We start from the raw sequence: 16,177 nt of genomic DNA, 5'->3' as shown, positions 1-16,177 counted from the left end.
GGGACAAGTCATACATTGTAGCAAAACATGTGTAATGGAATCTTGGTATGGATCTGACACCCGTTTGCCCATCAGCAGGAATGGACCAAGCCAATCACTGGTTATGAAACAATACCTTATAAAAAGGAATGATGTACATGGGGAATCGAGCGGATGAAATACGGAAGCGGATAGCCAAACGAAAAAAAATGGGAGGGGCAGGCTCTGGCGGGGATCCATCGTACTTTCTGCCGACGGATGAGGAACGCTATGGAATGGAGACCCAGACAAGCTTTGAAGGCGGTCCTCCCCCGGAAGGAGTCCATCCTCTTTTTAAGAAAGAAACCTTTATGCTGAAAATTCTTGGGGCAGGGATCATGGTATTGGTGACGGCAATCATGTTCAAAAGCCCAACTCCCTCATTCAATGATGCAAGGTCCGTTGTCATGAAGATGATGGATACGGAGTTCCAATTCGCCGCCATTTCCACCTGGTATGAAGATCAATTCGGGAAACCACTTGCCCTATTGCCTGCAAGTAATTCCGGCAAAGAATCCGCATCTGAACAAAGCGCTGAATATGCAAGGCCAGCTTCAGGGAAGATCGTAGAAAACTTCAAGACCAATGGGCAGGGGATCATGCTGCAGACGGTCCTTGATGAGGATGTAACGGCCATGAAAGGAGGTTTGGTTCTATTTGCAGGGAAAAAGGAGGAGCTGGGGAATACGGTGGTCATTCAACATGCAGACAAATCAGAATCGTGGTACGGCAATTTGGAATCGATTGATGTGAAGCAGTATGAATCAATCAAGAAGGGCTCTCTTGTAGGAAAGGTTTCATCCAGCAGTCAAAACGAAGCAACGGGTGAGTTTTATTTCGCCATTAAAATGGGTGATGAATTCATCGACCCGATCCAGGTGATGTCATTTGACTAAGTTCATTTCACTCCTGAAGAAGTTTTATGTCCATCCCTTGCTGTGGCTTGTGATCGGGATTGCCATAATGACGGCTCACTTCTTTGAACTGATCCTGCTCCTCGTCATCATCACCATCCATGAACTGGGCCATGGAATCATGGCTCAATCCTTTTCGTGGAGGGTGAAGAAGATTGCCCTGCTACCCTTTGGGGGTGTCGCGGAGATGGATGAGCACGGGAACCGTTCCTTAATGGAAGAGTTCTGGGTGGTGGCGGCAGGCCCCCTGCAGCACGTCTGGCTTATTGCATTTGGTTATGGACTCTTGGAGTTTGGAGTAATCAGTCAGGACACCTTTTCGCTTTTCTTTCAGCTGAATATGATGGTGTTGCTGTTTAACCTTCTGCCCATCTGGCCATTGGACGGGGGGAAGTTGGTCTCCCTGCTCCTTGCGACGAAGTTTAATTATTTGAGAGCGTATGAATACACGCTCCTCTTTTCGTTTGGATTATTATTGCTGTTCCATCTGGTTGTACTCATAACCGCTCCTTTTCACCTGAATTTGTGGATCGTCCTGTCCTTCCTGTACTTCTCCCTATGGGTCGACTGGAAGCAGAGGAGATACGCGTTCATGAAGTTTTTATTGGAAAGGTATTACGGGAAGAGTCATCAATTTGTGCAACTGCGGCCGTTGCCGATTGAAAGTGATGAATCCATCATGACGGTGGTCGAACGGTTTCAACGGGGCGTGAAACATCCTCTTGTTGTATTTGAAAAGGGGGTTGAAGTGGGGAAACTCGATGAGAATGAACTGCTCCACGCCTTCTTTGCGGAAAAGATGACATCAGCCAAGACGAAGGATCTTCTCTACCTTTATTGACGAATGGAGACGAACTGTATAAAGTAAGGGCATACTGGTAAAAGGGTTGGAATCAACCCTTTTTTCTTATGAGGTTTTCCGTGGAAAAGGGGTTTAGGTATGGAAGAAATGATTGTACACAGTAAGGGCAGGGAAAAACGGTGGGTCCACCGTTTACATAATGAAATTATCGGTCTATATACATATCCGCCTGGAGAAGAAAGCTTAACGGGCAATATTTACTTGGGGCGGGTCGTCAAGGTCCAAAAGGGACTGGGTGCGGCGTTTATCGATTTTGGGCAGGGAAAGAATGGGTACCTCCATGAAAAGGACTTTCCGCAAAATGTGAAAGCGTATCATGAGGGGAGCGATCCAACCCCGATCGGGAATCTTGTCCATGAAGGGGAAAAAATCATCGTTCAGGTCTTAAAGGATGAGATGGGGACGAAGGGTGCCAGATTGACCGCGGTCATTGAGCTGAAGGGTGAACATCTGGTGTACATGCCAAAGGGGTACTATGTGGCGGTATCCAAAAAAGTGGATGATGAAAACCGCAGGGTGTTGAGGCGGTTAGCCTATGAGTGGAAACAAGTGGGAGAAGGCATTGTGATGCGCACCAACGCCTCCGGGATGGAAGAGGCAGTATTACAAGAAGAGGTCATCTCACTGCGGACGCGCTATGACAGTCTGGAGAGGGTGTCGATGAGGGCAAAGTGTCCGTCCCTCCTATCCAGGCAGGATACCTTCTATGAGGATCTCAACGAGTATCTGAAAAAAGGAGAGGGCGGGAAGATCGTCTTTGATGAGTATGACAGCCTTCTTCAGGTTGAGGAAATGAGCGGAGCGGGAATCAAAGAAAAATGGACTTTTGAACTTTATCAAGGTCACGAAAATATTTTTAAACATTATGACGTTTACTCGGCATGGGAGAATGCCCTGAAAAAAATAGTGTGGCTTCCGAACGGAGCCACTCTTATCATCGAATCAACGGAAGCCATGACGGTAGTGGATGTCAATTCCGGAAAATTCACCGGGAAAGACAACTTAGAGCAAACCATACTTGAGACGAATAAACTCGCGGCAGCAGAAATGGCGAAACAGCTTACGATCCGTAATTTAAGCGGGATGATCCTGATCGATTTCATCGATATGAAAAAGGATAGCCACCGCCAGGAAGTGATCGATGCTCTTTCAGAATCTCTCATTTCAGATCGGCAGCGCACAACGATTGTAGGGTTCACTAAACTCGGGATCCTGGAATTGACGAGAAAGAGGACCCGGCAGCCCCTTGCCGGGTCCCTGACCCGTCCGTGCTCGGTATGTCATGGTACGGGGAGGGAAATGAATCCGGAGACGATGGCCTTCAATCTCGAACGGGAACTGTGGGAATGTGAAGGGATGGACGGCTCACGAATTGAAGTGGAAGCGACCCGGGAAGTGGCGGATAGTTTTGCCGGGAAACAGGGCATCCATATCGAGAGACTCCAGAAAGTATTGAATAAAAAGATCATGATTCAGGAAATCACCCACGATCATCCTTATTTCAGGATAACAAAGATACTATGAATTTCTTGAATGTTATTGACAGTTTATCGATTTATGTGATAGGATTCTAATGTTATTGATTGTAGCACCCGTGCTACAACCGCTCATTACAGGTACAAAAGCTTGGAGCAATCCAACACCTGTCATTGGCGAGTCTGAGTTTATAAGGAGGTGCGATTATGTACGCAATTATCGAAACAGGTGGTAAGCAAATCCGTGTAGAAGCTGGTCAAGCTATCTACATCGAAAAGCTTAACGGAGAACAAGGCGATACGGTAACTTTTGACAAAGTTCTATTCGTTGGTGGTGACGATGTGAAAGTAGGAAGTCCTTTAGTGGATGGAGCTACTGTAACAGCGAAAGTTGAAAAACAAGGCCGCGCGAAAAAGCTTGTAGTATTCAAATACAAAGCGAAAAAGAACTACCGTCGTAAGCAAGGTCACCGTCAACCTTACACTAAAGTTGTCATTGACGAAATCAACGCGTAAGGCGTGGTTACATGATTAACGTTTACGTAGAGCGTTCCTCCAGGAAAAGAATCCGTTCTTTCTCCATGGATGGACATGCTGATTTTGCCGAAAATGGGCAAGACATTGTCTGTGCAGGTGCTTCTGCTGTTTCCTTCGGCAGCATTAATGCCATTATGGCGTTAACCGGTGTAGAGCCGTCCATCGAGCAATCCTCTGATGGTGGATTCCTTCGCTGCGTCATCCCTGATGATCTTCCGGAAGAAACGGAGAGCAAGATTCAGCTGCTGCTTGACGGCATGCTTATCAGCCTCCAGACGATTGAAAGAGACTATAGTGATTTTATTAAAATAACCTTCAAAAAGTAGGAGGTGGAACAGATGTTAAGATTAGACCTTCAGTTTTTTGCGTCCAAAAAAGGAGTAGGTTCGACTAAGAATGGTCGTGACTCTATCTCAAAGCGCCTTGGTGCTAAGCGTGCAGACGGTCAAATGGTTTCTGGTGGATCAATTCTTTACCGTCAACGCGGTACGAAAATTTATCCAGGCCTAAACGTCGGCCGTGGCGGCGACGATACACTTTTCGCTAAAACCGACGGTGTTGTTCGTTTCGAACGCATGGGTCGTGACAAGAAAAAAGTGAGCGTATACCCAGTTGCGAATGAAGCTTAATCGCATATCTTTAACGAAAACTCTAACCGACTTTCGGTTAGAGTTTTATTTTTATCAAAGGTATAGGAATATTCTTATCCGATTTTCATTCACATACACCAATTTCACAGAAACAATATACGCACCACGCCCATCTTTGATATACTTACAGGTAGCACTTAAGTATAGGAGTTAGATTATGAGCGAAAATTGGGGTGTAGTCGAGGCGTTGAGGCATGCTCGCCACGACTGGATGAATGATTTGCAATTAATTAAAGGGAACCTTGACCTTGGCCGTGTGGAGCGGGCGAAACAGGTCATCGAGGAAATGGTCCTCGTTGCACAAAATGAATCAAAGCTTTCGAATGTAAAACTTCCATTGTTGGCAGAATGGATATTAACTTATAATTGGTCAAGACATTTGATTAAGCTGGATTTTGAAGTCCTTCGACTTGAGCCTCATCGGCTTGAAGATAAAAGACTTTACAACTGGTGCAAGGAGTTTCTGGCATTCCTTGAATCAAATGTAATGAACAATGCAGAAAATCAATTATCCATCTTACTGGACATTACAAAAGAACAATCCCGTTTTATATTTGATTTCACAGGTATACTAAAGAGTACAAGCTTAGTGGAAGACTGGATCAAAAATCAACGATCAAACGGAGAAAATATAGAAATAGAACAACTTCAAGAAGAGGTTCTTGTCGTTCATGTAATCGCTGAATGATTGAAACGATTGCAGGGATAAGTTAGGAGTGAAAGTATGTTTATAGATCAGGTCAAGGTTTATACAAAGGGCGGTGACGGAGGAAACGGTATGGTTGCCTTCCGTCGTGAGAAATATGTACCAAAAGGTGGTCCCGCCGGGGGAGATGGCGGTCACGGTGCAGACGTCATTTTCGAAGTGGATGAAGGCTTAAGAACGTTAATGGATTTCCGCTATCAACGTCATTTCAAGGCACCTCGCGGAGAGCACGGGATGAGTAAGAATCAGCATGGACGCAATGCGGAGGATATGGTTGTCAAGGTTCCACCCGGGACAGTCGTGAAGGACGATGATACTGGTGAAACGATTGCCGACCTTGTGCAGCATGGTCAACGTGCAGTGATCACGAAAGGCGGACGCGGCGGACGCGGAAACTCCCGATTTGCTACGCCTGCGAACCCTGCACCTGAGCTTTCTGAGAAGGGTGAGCCGGGTCAGGAACGTTATATCGTGATGGAATTAAAGCTTCTTGCCGATGTTGGATTGGTAGGATTCCCGAGCGTCGGGAAATCGACACTCTTGTCCGTTGTTTCAGCAGCGAAGCCTAAGATCGCTTCCTACCATTTCACCACGATCGTACCGAATTTAGGGATGGTGGAAACGGGAGATGGAAGAAGCTTCGTCATGGCCGACCTTCCTGGATTGATTGAAGGTGCCCATGAAGGCGTCGGGCTCGGACATCAATTCCTTCGTCATATTGAACGTACGCGCGTCATCGTGCACGTCATCGATATGAGCGGTATGGAAGGAAGGGATCCATACGAGGATTACCTGACGATCAACGAAGAGCTTAAGCAGTACAATCTCCGTTTAACCGAGCGTCCTCAAATCATCGTTGGGAATAAAATGGACATGCCGGATTCGGAAGAGAATCTGAAGGTCTTCAAAGAGAAACTTCAGGAAGATTATCCTGTGTTCCCGATTTCAGCCGTTACCAGACAAGGTCTCGCTGAGTTGTTGTATGCCGTTGCGGATAAAGTGGAAACAACAGCTGAATTCCCGATCCATGAAGAAGAAGAGACGGGTATTCACCGGGTTCTTTACAAGCATGAAGAGGAAGAAAAAGAATTCGAAATCACGCGTGATCCTGATGGTACATTCGTCGTCGGCGGTGCGAAAATTGAACGCTTGTTCAAAATGACGGACTTCTCCCGTGAAGATTCGGCAAGACGTTTCGCGAGACAGCTTCGTTCGTATGGTGTAGATGATGCCCTTCGTGAACGTGGTGCCAAAAATGGCGATACAATCCGCCTAATAAAATACGAGTTCGAATTTGTAGATTAAGTTTCATCCTTCATCTATTTCAGACAATGGAGCTGGTGGCGGCTGCCGCTACCTGCTCTACAAATAGAAAGCGAGAGCGGCTTTTAAAGGGGCAAGCTGCCTTTGACCTCTCGTGCCAGACAATTGGAGGAATAGTCATTGGGGAAAAAATTTCAAGAAGGCAAGTTTTATTTAGTGCGTGAAGACGTGCTGCCGGAAGCGATGAAGAAGACCCTGGATGCAAAAGAATTAATTGAAAGAGGCAAGGCTGATTCGGTATGGGAAGCGGTCCACCGGGTCGATTTAAGCCGGAGTGCCTTTTACAAATACCGGGATACGGTATTTCCTTTCCACACCATTGTGAAGGAGAGGATCATCACACTGTTCTTTCATTTGGAGGACCGGTCGGGGACGTTGTCTCATCTATTAAGTGAAACAGCCAAGCATGGTTGCAATATATTAACGATCCATCAGACGATCCCGCTCCAGGGAAGAGCGAATGTCACACTCTCCTTGAATGTAACGGACCTCACGATCGGATTGGAAGACTTACTCTCAAAGCTCCGTCGTTTGGAATTTGTGGAGAAAGTGGAAGTGTTGGGCTCCGGAGCCTGACGCTTCTTTTTTTATGGGAAAACCTTCCCCTTTGATTCCATACGTGTTAGAATGTTCAATAAATTTTAATTTCAAGTGAGCGGGAGGAAGATCAGAGTGAAGATTGCATATTTAGGACCACAGGCTTCCTTTACAGATTTAGCCGTCAAAAAGGCTTTTCCCGAAGAAGAAAAGGCTTCGTATGTGACGATACCCGATTGCATCGAGGCGGTGATCGAGAATGAAGTGGATTACGCCGTTGTGCCTTTAGAGAATGCCCTGGAAGGCTCGGTGCATATTACGGTGGATTATTTATTTCATGAAGCGAACTTAGCGATTGTCGCTGAATTGACGTCCGCCATTCAGCAGCACTTAATGATCCATCCGGCGTGGGGTGACAGTGAAGACCAGATCGGGAAAGTCCTTTCCCATTCCCACGCATTGGCGCAGTGTCATAAATTTTTACATAAGCAGTTTCGCGGGGTACCCCTGGAACAGACGACGAGTACGGCTGCCGCTGCTAAATTCGTGAGTGAGAATCCTGATTCATTCCTCGGGGCGATCGGGAACGAGCTGGCTGCAGAAAAATACGGGTTGGACATCCTGCATGAGAACATTCATGATTTTGCCTATAATCATACCAGATTCATCGTCTTACATAAGACACCGGATCCACTGACCCTGCCCCAGGAAAAGAGCATGGAGAAGACAACCTTGATGGTGACTCTTCCGAAAGATCGGTCTGGAGCGCTTCATCAGGTATTGTCCACGTTTGCCTGGAGACAGCTGAACTTAAGTAAAATCGAATCAAGACCACTGAAAACGGGACTTGGTGATTATTTCTTCCTAATTGATGTGGCTCATGAAATGGATGATGTCCTTCTTCCGGGAGCCATCAGTGAAATGGAGGCCCTCGGTTGCTCAGTGAAAATGATCGGGACATATTCTTCTTATTTATTGGACAACTAAAGAAAAAAGGCAGATCCCTTGTGGATTCTGCCTTTTTTCGCGGGCCACCATGAATGGATATGCCGCTGTCAGTCCTATAGATCACCCTGAATCAAGAAGCCTGCTTCATGGAGCGCATTTTCTGCTTTATCCAGAGTTTGTTCCGTTTGGGCCATTAATGTATGTAAATGGACACCGTCGGTCAATTCTGATAAAAAGGAGGCCCCGGTTTCTTCAATCTTCTTCATGAATTGCTCCACTTCCTTGCGGTTTGACACCATGATTGAAGCGGTCAGATCACCATACACGCCGTGTTCGATCTTGACATCCTTGACTGTGACCCCGTGATCGACAAGTAAAATGAGTTCTTCTTCCGACCGGTGGGGCAGGTGCTTGCAAGCGACCGTCCGTTCAACCATCGTATCCTGATTGGAGGCAGGCATATACAAGTAGCCTTGGCTCGTTGCGATGATGGGTTCGCCTTTTGCTTTCAATAGGGTAATGTCACTTACGATCACCTGCCGGCTGACATTGGTCTGCTTCGCGAGCTCTCCCCCTGTAATCGGGGCATGTTTCACCATTAGTTTATCGAGGATCCACTTTCTTCTTTCTTCTCCCAGGATTTTTTTCCCTGCCAACATTATCTCCTCCGTCCCGAATCGATATAGGAAATCATATCACAACCGGCTCTTCAAGTTAAGGAAGATGTTAGGGACGCATGTATGTCAGACAATGCGTTGACCAATTCTGCTATTTGTTCCTCCCTTGTATCCCTTCCAAATGATATCCGGATGAATTCTTTTCCTGCTCTTTGACTGACTCCCATGCTTTGAAGGGTCTTGGGTAAGTCGTGAGAACCGGCACCGCATGCACTGCCGGTGGAAATTCCCATTCCACGTCTGTTGCATTCAAGCATGAGCCACTGTCCCTCAAGGCCGTGGATGCCAAGACCGATGACATGAGGCAGCTGAGCATGTACAGGTCCTTCATAAAGAGTGTACCGTCCGGACAGCTGTTCTTCCAGTCCGGTTATAAAATGCGTTCTCAACCCCTTGCAATGGGCTGTTGCGAGAGAATGGTGACATCGATCGGCGGCTGTCACAAATCCTGCTATCCCCGGAAGATTCACCGTTCCCCCCCTGAATCCGTCTTCATGAGTCTGTCCGGGTATCATGGGAGTGATGTCCAGGGCTGGATTGATATAAAATGCGCCGACTCCTTTGGGACCGTATATCTTATGGGATGAAAGGGTGAAACTGTCGACCTCCGAGGTGAAATCCGTGATGTCCATTTTCCCGAATGATTGAACCATATCGCTGTGAAGGAGGATACCACGATGTCTCAGTAGATCATGAATGTCATGGAGAGGCTGGATCGTTCCAATTTCGCCATTGACGTGTCCGATGCTCACGACGGTCGTCTGTTCTGAAAGCGATTCTTTTATGATTTGAGGATCAATCAGGCCATCTGAAGTCAGAGGGATCTTCGTGACTGTAAAGCCCAGCCCCTGAAGAAAAGCGGCTGAGGAATGGATGGAAGAATGCTCGCCTCCTCCGATAATGATGTGTTTTCCTTTCTTTTGCCTGCTTAATGCCAGAGTGACGAGGGCTAAATGATTCCCTTCTGTCCCTCCGGAAGTAAAGTGGATTCCTTTAGAGGGGACACCGAGCAGCGCAGCCAATTTTTCTCTGCATTTTGATAGGAGATGCTCTGCTTTACCCCCAATATCGTGAAGGCTGCTGGGGTTGCCCCAGAACTCTTCACTTACGGTCCGAAATACGTGTAAACTCTCAGCATCTACAGGAGTTGTAGCAGCATAGTCAAAATAGTTCATCATGTAACCTGCCTTTAATGGGAATTGTCTGAATATATGAGTCTTGTAAAAAACTCTTGTCATTAGTTTAAATATGTGTAAATATATGTGTCAAGACACCTGTAAATAATCAGGAGGGTTTTTGATGGAAAAAGCCGATATAATCATCGTGGGAAGTGGCATTGCCGCTTTGCAATTAGCACGCAGACTTCAAGATCATTTTTATGTGATAATTATCACAAAGGGTGAAATCGAAAGTGGTAACTCGTATCTCGCTCAAGGCGGGATCGCGGCACCTCTGGGACTGAAGGATTCTGTCCATGCCCATATGAAGGATACATTGGAAGCGGGTTGCTATCACCAGCTTGAAGACAGTGTGAAGCAGCTCATAGTAGATGGAAAAAGGATTGTGGAATCCTTGGTAAATGAAGGGGCACCTTTTGATCGGAAAGAGGATGGAAGCCTTTCTCTCGGAATGGAAGGGGCTCATAGTGAACATCGCATCCTTCATAGCGGGGGAGATCAGACGGGGAAATATTTAATGAACCATTTATTGAAATCCCTTTCATGGGAAAAGGTTCAATTCGTGGAACGGGAAATGGTGTACGAACTTGTCAAAGATGACAGGGGGCAATGCTGCGGAGTGAAGACAAAGGATAAAGATGACGCCATCCGCTTTTACTATGCTCCTCATATTGTCCTTGCGACAGGTGGGATCGGTGGTTTATATCCGTCTACATCCAATCATCCGTCCGTAACGGGAGATGGAATGGCTCTTGCCTTTCTTGCAGGAGCAAAGCTTTCAGATATGGAATTCATTCAGTTTCATCCGACGCTCCTTTGGTCTAAGGGAAAAACATACGGCCTGATTTCAGAAGCGGTAAGAGGAGAGGGAGCCTTACTCTTGAATGATGAGGGAAAAAGGATCATGGAGGGCATTGATCCCCTCATGGAACTTGCCCCCCGGCATATAGTGGCGGAGTGTATATATAAGGAAAGACAGAAAGGAAGAAATGTGTTTCTGGATATTAGTAGAATAAAAGATTTTCAAGGGAAATTCCCTTCTATCACCGCCTTATGTTTAAAACATCACATTGCGACCTGCGAAGGGCGGATCCCTGTTTCCCCTGGTTGTCATTTTATGATGGGTGGGATCGTCACTGATCGGGCAGGGAGGACCAATATTCCCGGACTTTATGCGATCGGGGAAGTTGCGTGCAGCGGCATCCACGGTGCAAATCGCCTGGCCAGCAATTCATTGTTGGAAGGTTTGGTGTACGGGGAGCGGCTCGGGGAATATTTGATCCAGAGTGGAGCCCGTTACTCCCCGCATATCCATTCCCCATTTGACCGGATCGTCGAGGGGGAGCCCTTATCTATCCCTTTTCATGCACAGGAATTAAAAGAAGGAATGATGAAACACGTCGGAATCATACGGAAGGAAGAAGGTTTATCCGCTCATTTGAAGTGGTTAAAAGAACAGCCTCTTACCTTCTGTGAGCATATTGATTTTAATTCACGTGAAGAAATTCACTTGTATTTCATGTGGATTGTTAGCCTTCTTGTTACAGAGTCTGCTTTATTAAGGACAGAAAGCAGGGGAGGTCACATCCGGGCAGATTTCCCGAAGGAAGATAATGCAGGATGGTTGAAAAGGAAAATGGTTCTACAAATAAATGAAGGGCGATTGAGGGTGGACTATCATGAACAAAATGAAACTAAAATCTATGCTTGAAGCGTTTTATCGGGAAGATCTTGGGGACGGTGATTTGTCGTCTGATATCCTGTTCAGAAAAAGCGACAAAGGTTCCTTTTCGCTTTTCATGAAAGAACAAGGCGTTTTTTGTGGGAGGGATGTGATTGAGATTGGCTTTTCCCTTCTTGGTTCCACGGTCGATGCCCGGGTTTTTGTTGACGATGGTGAATGGGTGGAAGAGGGGCAATCCATTGCTGAAATCCATGGTCCGATGGGGGACCTCCTCCAGGCGGAACGGGTTGTCCTTAATCTGATCCAACGTATGAGCGGTATTGCAACGGAAACCCACCGGGCGGTTGAACAGGTGAGAGGCACCGGGGTCCGGCTGTGTGATACACGGAAAACGACGCCGGGACTCCGGATGCTTGAGAAGTATGCTGTAAGGACCGGGGGCGGGTTCAACCACAGAAATGGTCTATATGATGCTGTCATGCTAAAGGATAATCACATTTCTTTCGCCGGGTCGATCACCAAAGCTGTGAAGCAGGTGAAAAAGCAGATCGGTCATATGGTGAAAGTGGAAGTGGAAATTGAAACGAAAGAACAATTATTGGAAGCGATTGAAGCAGGAGCAGATGTCATCATGTTCGATAATTGTACTCCATCGACGATTAAGGAGTGGGTCCCTCTTGTCCCCCCTCATATTGTGACAGAAGCATCGGGCGGGATCACCAGGGAGAGTCTTTATGCATATGCGGAGACACGAGTTCATTATATCTCCCTCGGGTACTTGACACATTCTGTGAAATCACTTGATATCAGTGCAAGAGTAGGAATAGGGAAGGGGTATGAACATGGGGTTACTCGATGAATTAACGAAAGAAACGAACGTCCTGCCTGAATCAATCAGCAGCCTCTCGACAGTCGAGATGGAAAACAGAGTGAGGGAAATCAAGCTGCAGTTAGGAAAGAAGCTTTTTATTCCCGGGCATCATTATCAAAAAGACGAAGTGATCCAATTTGCTGATGCCGTTGGTGATTCCCTTCAGCTTGCCCAACTGTCCGCTGAGAACAAGGAGGCTGAGTTCATTGTGTTTTGCGGTGTTCATTTCATGGCTGAAACGGCAGATATCCTGACGGAGGACCATCAAGTCGTCATCTTGCCGGACATGAGGGCAGGATGTTCCATGGCGGATATGGCCGATATTTATCAGACAGAAAAGGCGTGGGGGAAGCTCATGGAGATGTTCGGTGACAGTATCATCCCCCTTACCTATGTGAATTCGACTGCAGCCATCAAAGGCTTTGTCGGAAAGAATGGGGGAGCGACGGTTACATCTTCCAATGCCCACAAAATGGTGGAATGGGCATTGGGAGAGAAACAACGTATCCTCTTCTTGCCTGATCAGCATTTAGGACGTAATACGGCGGCTGATCTTGGCGTTTCCTTAAGTGAGATGGCCGTTTGGGATCCCATTCAAAACGAATTGATCTATGATGGTGACATGGAAGAAGTGAAAGTGATCCTATGGAAAGGCCATTGCTCGGTGCATGAAAATTTCACTGTGAAAAATATCGTGGATATTCGTGAAAATCATCCAGGCATGAAAATCATCGTTCATCCTGAATGCCGCCGGGAAGTAGTCGAGAAGTCCGATTTGAATGGCAGCACAAAATACATTATTGAAACGATTGAACAATCACCCCCCGGATCTGCCTTTGCCATCGGTACTGAGATGAATCTTGTGAAAAGGTTGATCCATCAGCATCCGGATAAACAGATCGTTTCCCTGAATCCATATATGTGCCCCTGCTTGACGATGAACCGGATCGATTTACCACATCTCCTGTGGTCTTTGGAAAAAATAATGGAGCGAAATCCCGAAAATATCATCAAGGTGAATCGAGACGTCTCAAAGAATGCACTCTTCGCTTTAGAACGCATGTTGACACGTGCTTGATGCATCTGATTATAAAAATGAACAAGCTAAAATATACCGTCCCCATCTTAGGATACGGTATATTTTTTTTTCATATCTCATAAGTTTTTATGTAGATGATTAGCAATTTGCCTATCTTGTCATAGGATATATAGACTTATGCCTGAGGAGGGAAAAAGAGTGAAAATCCATATCGTTCAAAAAGGGGATACTCTTTGGAAGATCGCCAAGAAGTATGGCGTGAATTTCGAAGAATTAAAACAGATGAATGCCCAGCTTTCAAATCCCGATATGATCATGCCCGGCATGAAAATAAAAGTGCCGACTACAGGCGGAACCGTAAAGAAAGAGACACAAATCAAATACGGATCCAAAGAGATGCCTATGAAGGAGATGCCTAAAGCAGAGCATCCATTCAAAGAGCAGAAGCCTATGGCCATGCCGGTCGAAGAACCAAAGAAAGAAATGCCGAAAGAAGTACAAAAGCCCTTTGCACCAAAAATGCCGAAACCAGTCGTACCTGAAATTGATATTAACAACTATTACATGATGAATATGGCCAACATGCAAGTACAACAGCCAAAGCAACAGGCCAAACCAATGCCAAAACCTAAATCACCACCTAAACCTACCAACGTACTCCCTAAAGCAAAAGAACAGCCAAAGCCGATGCCAAAACCAAAACAAGAAGCCGTAAAAGGTGTTCAAGAAGAGGAAAGCTTACAAATGCCATCACAACCACAAGGAGGGAACACCCAGCCTATGTATTATAATCCGAATAATTGCGTACCTGTATCCCCGGTCATGCCAGGATCAGGTTTCTGTCCGCCGCATGGAATGCATCCAGGAGCAGGTTATGGGATGCCGATGGGCCAAGGAATGCCAATGGGTCAAGGGATGCCTATGGGACCTGGCAGCCAGGTTCAAGGTGCTCAATCGATGCCAGGAATGCAGAACATGCCGATGATGCCTCAAATGGGGTATGACGAAGAGTCGTCTTCTGTTATGCCGTATATGCCTCAAGGACAAATGCCGATGCAGCAGCCAATGCAGATGCCGATGCATATGCAGCAACCAATGCAAATGCCGATGCAACAGCCGATGGGTCAGCCGTCTGGAGTAATGGGTGCATCCGAAGAGAACTTCCCATCTGCTCAAATGCCGCAGCAACAGGCTCCATACATGCCGTATCCACAGAACTGCTATCCGGTCTCCCCAGTCATGCCGGGACCGGGATTCCATGGCGGCGGCATGCCGGGCGGGTATCCGATGGGACCTGGTGGCCAGGTTCAGGGAGCGATGTCGGAAGAGTCGCCTTCCATGGGTGGATATCAAATGCCAATGGGCCAACCGTCCAATGTGATGGGAGCGCAGTATCAAACGCCTATGGGTCAGCCATCAAATGTGATGGGAGCAAGTAACCAGGGGGATTGCGGGTGTGGCGGACCGAAATCAGGTCAAATGATGCATCAACCGATGATGCCGCAGCAAATGCCTCAAGGAATGCAGCAGCCATACGGCTTCGGTCCGGGAATGATGGGGCAGGGAATGCCTGGTCAAGGAATGCCGATGGGACCTCAAGGTCAAGGAATGGGAATGCCGATGGGTCCTCAGGGTATGCAAATGGGACCTCAAGGCCAGGGTATGCAAATGGGATCACCGGGAATGTTTGGTCCAAGAGCATTCAGCATGCCGAATTTCAATGACGATGATTTTGAGGGATAAGATGCATGCACGAGGGGACGATTATTCACATCGTCTCCTTTCTTTTTTGCAATATAAATTAAAGGATCCCGGGGCATCCCTGAAAATGATTAAAGAAGGGAAATGGGTGCTGAAAAGCCATGGGAGTAAATGGTTCGTCAAACGATTTCCCAATCAATTGAAGTTCCTGCTTCAGGAACGGCTGATTTCAACCCTATTAAGTGAAAAGTTTTATCATGTCCTGCCATTTCACCCCATTCATGAACGGGAACTATTATTATTTGAAGGTTCCCCTATCGGTATTACGATGTGGCTGGAAACTTCGAGGGCCATTCATTACGATCAGGCCGATGACAGAGAAGATGCATTGCACGTATTGAAAAAATTTCATGCCGTTTCAAAAACGATCCGTGGTTCATGGACAGAAGAGATTCCTCACTATCGTTGGCTGAAAAAATGGAAAAAACGGCTGCTGCAGTTTCAATATAATATCCCCTATTTGCAGGCATTCATTCAGCCATATTACTTGTATACGTATTTAGAGTGGGGGAAATGGGCACTAAAAGAATTGAAATCGGTCGGCATTCATGAAAATGGGGACTGCATCACTCATGGAGATGTGGCGCATCATAATTTCTTAAGGGGAAAGAATGGGCTTGTCTATTTGATCGACTTTGATCTTATGTCACTCTCAACGGAAATAACGGACGATCTGCAGTACTGCAATCGGATCTTGCCCTATTTAAATTGGTCCCTCAGTGATATCAAAGAAATGGAACCCCTCCATACTTATCGTAATCATCTCATCTTTCACATCGGATTGATGTATCCTTCCGATGTATTCAGGGAGTGGAACCGCTTCATCAGGGAAGATCAATCGTATAAACAGCGTGTATGGGGTTATTTAACGAACTTGACGATCCAGCAGTTCTCCCAGCGGATGCAATTTAATCAAGAGCTGCATGGTGAAGTGAAAAGGATCAATACCCAATTGTAGGGGATGTCTCCAAACATTGACCCGAATGAAAGAGAATGT

General features: G+C 46.5%; 17 protein-coding genes and 1 other annotated feature. Of the genes, 15 read left to right on the top strand and 2 right to left on the bottom strand.

Annotated features, from left to right (window positions below):
- Positions 1-137: 137 nt before the first annotated feature.
- The 10 genes from AC0VXY_RS15395 to pheA all read left to right on the top strand — a co-directional run bounded on the left by AC0VXY_RS15395 (position 138) and on the right by pheA (position 8,009).
- Entirely contained in the window at positions 138-914 is a 777-nt protein-coding gene (locus AC0VXY_RS15395) for a peptidoglycan DD-metalloendopeptidase family protein (RefSeq protein ID WP_435990005.1), read from the top strand.
- Positions 907-1,773: a M50 family metallopeptidase gene (locus AC0VXY_RS15390; protein WP_435990006.1), complete on the top strand. Its 867-nt coding sequence runs from the start codon at positions 907-909 to the stop codon at positions 1,771-1,773. The genes AC0VXY_RS15395 and AC0VXY_RS15390 overlap by 8 nt, the downstream gene beginning before the upstream one ends.
- A gap of 99 nt (positions 1,774-1,872) precedes the next feature.
- A complete protein-coding gene (locus AC0VXY_RS15385; protein WP_475525750.1) occupies positions 1,873-3,318 on the top strand; it encodes an Rne/Rng family ribonuclease in 1,446 nt (481 codons plus the stop codon).
- Between the two features lie 67 nt (positions 3,319-3,385).
- Positions 3,386-3,464, top strand: a sequence feature (ribosomal protein L21 leader region).
- A gap of 12 nt (positions 3,465-3,476) precedes the next feature.
- Positions 3,477-3,785: a 50S ribosomal protein L21 gene (gene rplU / locus AC0VXY_RS15380; protein ID WP_060670849.1), complete on the top strand. Its 309-nt coding sequence runs from the start codon at positions 3,477-3,479 to the stop codon at positions 3,783-3,785.
- An 11-nt stretch (positions 3,786-3,796) separates the two neighbouring features.
- The gene (locus AC0VXY_RS15375; RefSeq protein ID WP_435990008.1) at positions 3,797-4,132 is read left to right on the top strand and encodes a ribosomal-processing cysteine protease Prp; all 336 of its coding nucleotides are present in this window, start codon (positions 3,797-3,799) and stop codon (positions 4,130-4,132) included.
- Positions 4,133-4,144: 12 nt separating this feature from the next.
- A complete protein-coding gene (gene rpmA, locus AC0VXY_RS15370; protein ID WP_034757227.1) occupies positions 4,145-4,435 on the top strand; it encodes a 50S ribosomal protein L27 in 291 nt (96 codons plus the stop codon).
- Between the two features lie 178 nt (positions 4,436-4,613).
- Positions 4,614-5,144, top strand: a complete 531-nt coding sequence (locus AC0VXY_RS15365) for a Spo0B C-terminal domain-containing protein (RefSeq protein ID WP_475525749.1) — start codon at positions 4,614-4,616, stop codon at positions 5,142-5,144.
- A 36-nt stretch (positions 5,145-5,180) separates the two neighbouring features.
- Positions 5,181-6,467 carry a GTPase ObgE gene (gene obgE / locus AC0VXY_RS15360; RefSeq protein WP_435990010.1) on the top strand — a complete coding sequence of 429 codons (1,287 nt, stop codon included), beginning with the start codon at positions 5,181-5,183 and terminating at the stop codon, positions 6,465-6,467.
- A gap of 138 nt (positions 6,468-6,605) precedes the next feature.
- The gene (locus AC0VXY_RS15355) at positions 6,606-7,061 is read left to right on the top strand and encodes an ACT domain-containing protein (protein ID WP_034757235.1); all 456 of its coding nucleotides are present in this window, start codon (positions 6,606-6,608) and stop codon (positions 7,059-7,061) included.
- Between the two features lie 96 nt (positions 7,062-7,157).
- A complete protein-coding gene (gene pheA, locus AC0VXY_RS15350; protein ID WP_475525748.1) occupies positions 7,158-8,009 on the top strand; it encodes a prephenate dehydratase in 852 nt (283 codons plus the stop codon).
- Between the two features lie 74 nt (positions 8,010-8,083).
- Here the strand turns inward: pheA and AC0VXY_RS15345 are convergent, their stop codons facing one another.
- Together AC0VXY_RS15345 and AC0VXY_RS15340 are read right to left on the bottom strand one after the other, a co-directional pair.
- Positions 8,084-8,629, bottom strand: coding sequence for a 3H domain-containing protein (locus tag AC0VXY_RS15345; RefSeq protein ID WP_475525747.1), 546 nt, complete (start codon positions 8,627-8,629; stop codon positions 8,084-8,086).
- A 50-nt stretch (positions 8,630-8,679) separates the two neighbouring features.
- Positions 8,680-9,885, bottom strand: coding sequence for an IscS subfamily cysteine desulfurase (locus AC0VXY_RS15340; RefSeq protein WP_475525746.1), 1,206 nt, complete (start codon positions 9,883-9,885; stop codon positions 8,680-8,682).
- Between the two features lie 61 nt (positions 9,886-9,946).
- On the opposite strand from AC0VXY_RS15340, the gene nadB reads away from it, so the two are divergent.
- From nadB to AC0VXY_RS15315, 5 genes are all read left to right on the top strand, one after another.
- A complete protein-coding gene (gene nadB / locus AC0VXY_RS15335; protein WP_475525745.1) occupies positions 9,947-11,536 on the top strand; it encodes an L-aspartate oxidase in 1,590 nt (529 codons plus the stop codon).
- The gene (gene nadC, locus AC0VXY_RS15330; RefSeq protein WP_475525744.1) at positions 11,505-12,368 is read left to right on the top strand and encodes a carboxylating nicotinate-nucleotide diphosphorylase; all 864 of its coding nucleotides are present in this window, start codon (positions 11,505-11,507) and stop codon (positions 12,366-12,368) included. The genes nadB and nadC overlap by 32 nt, the downstream gene beginning before the upstream one ends.
- Positions 12,352-13,458, top strand: coding sequence for a quinolinate synthase NadA (nadA, locus tag AC0VXY_RS15325; protein WP_475525743.1), 1,107 nt, complete (start codon positions 12,352-12,354; stop codon positions 13,456-13,458). Before nadC ends, nadA begins: the two co-directional genes overlap by 17 nt.
- Positions 13,459-13,617: 159 nt before the next feature.
- Entirely contained in the window at positions 13,618-15,162 is a 1,545-nt protein-coding gene (gene safA / locus AC0VXY_RS15320) for a SafA/ExsA family spore coat assembly protein (RefSeq protein ID WP_475525742.1), read from the top strand.
- Entirely contained in the window at positions 15,140-16,138 is a 999-nt protein-coding gene (locus AC0VXY_RS15315) for a phosphotransferase (protein ID WP_475525741.1), read from the top strand. Before safA ends, AC0VXY_RS15315 begins: the two co-directional genes overlap by 23 nt.
- Positions 16,139-16,177 lie beyond the last annotated feature (39 nt).

It is taken from the genome of Rossellomorea sp. QJM3NY_18 (genome assembly GCF_056173145.1).
This window is presented reverse-complemented; position numbering and strand designations above follow the sequence as displayed.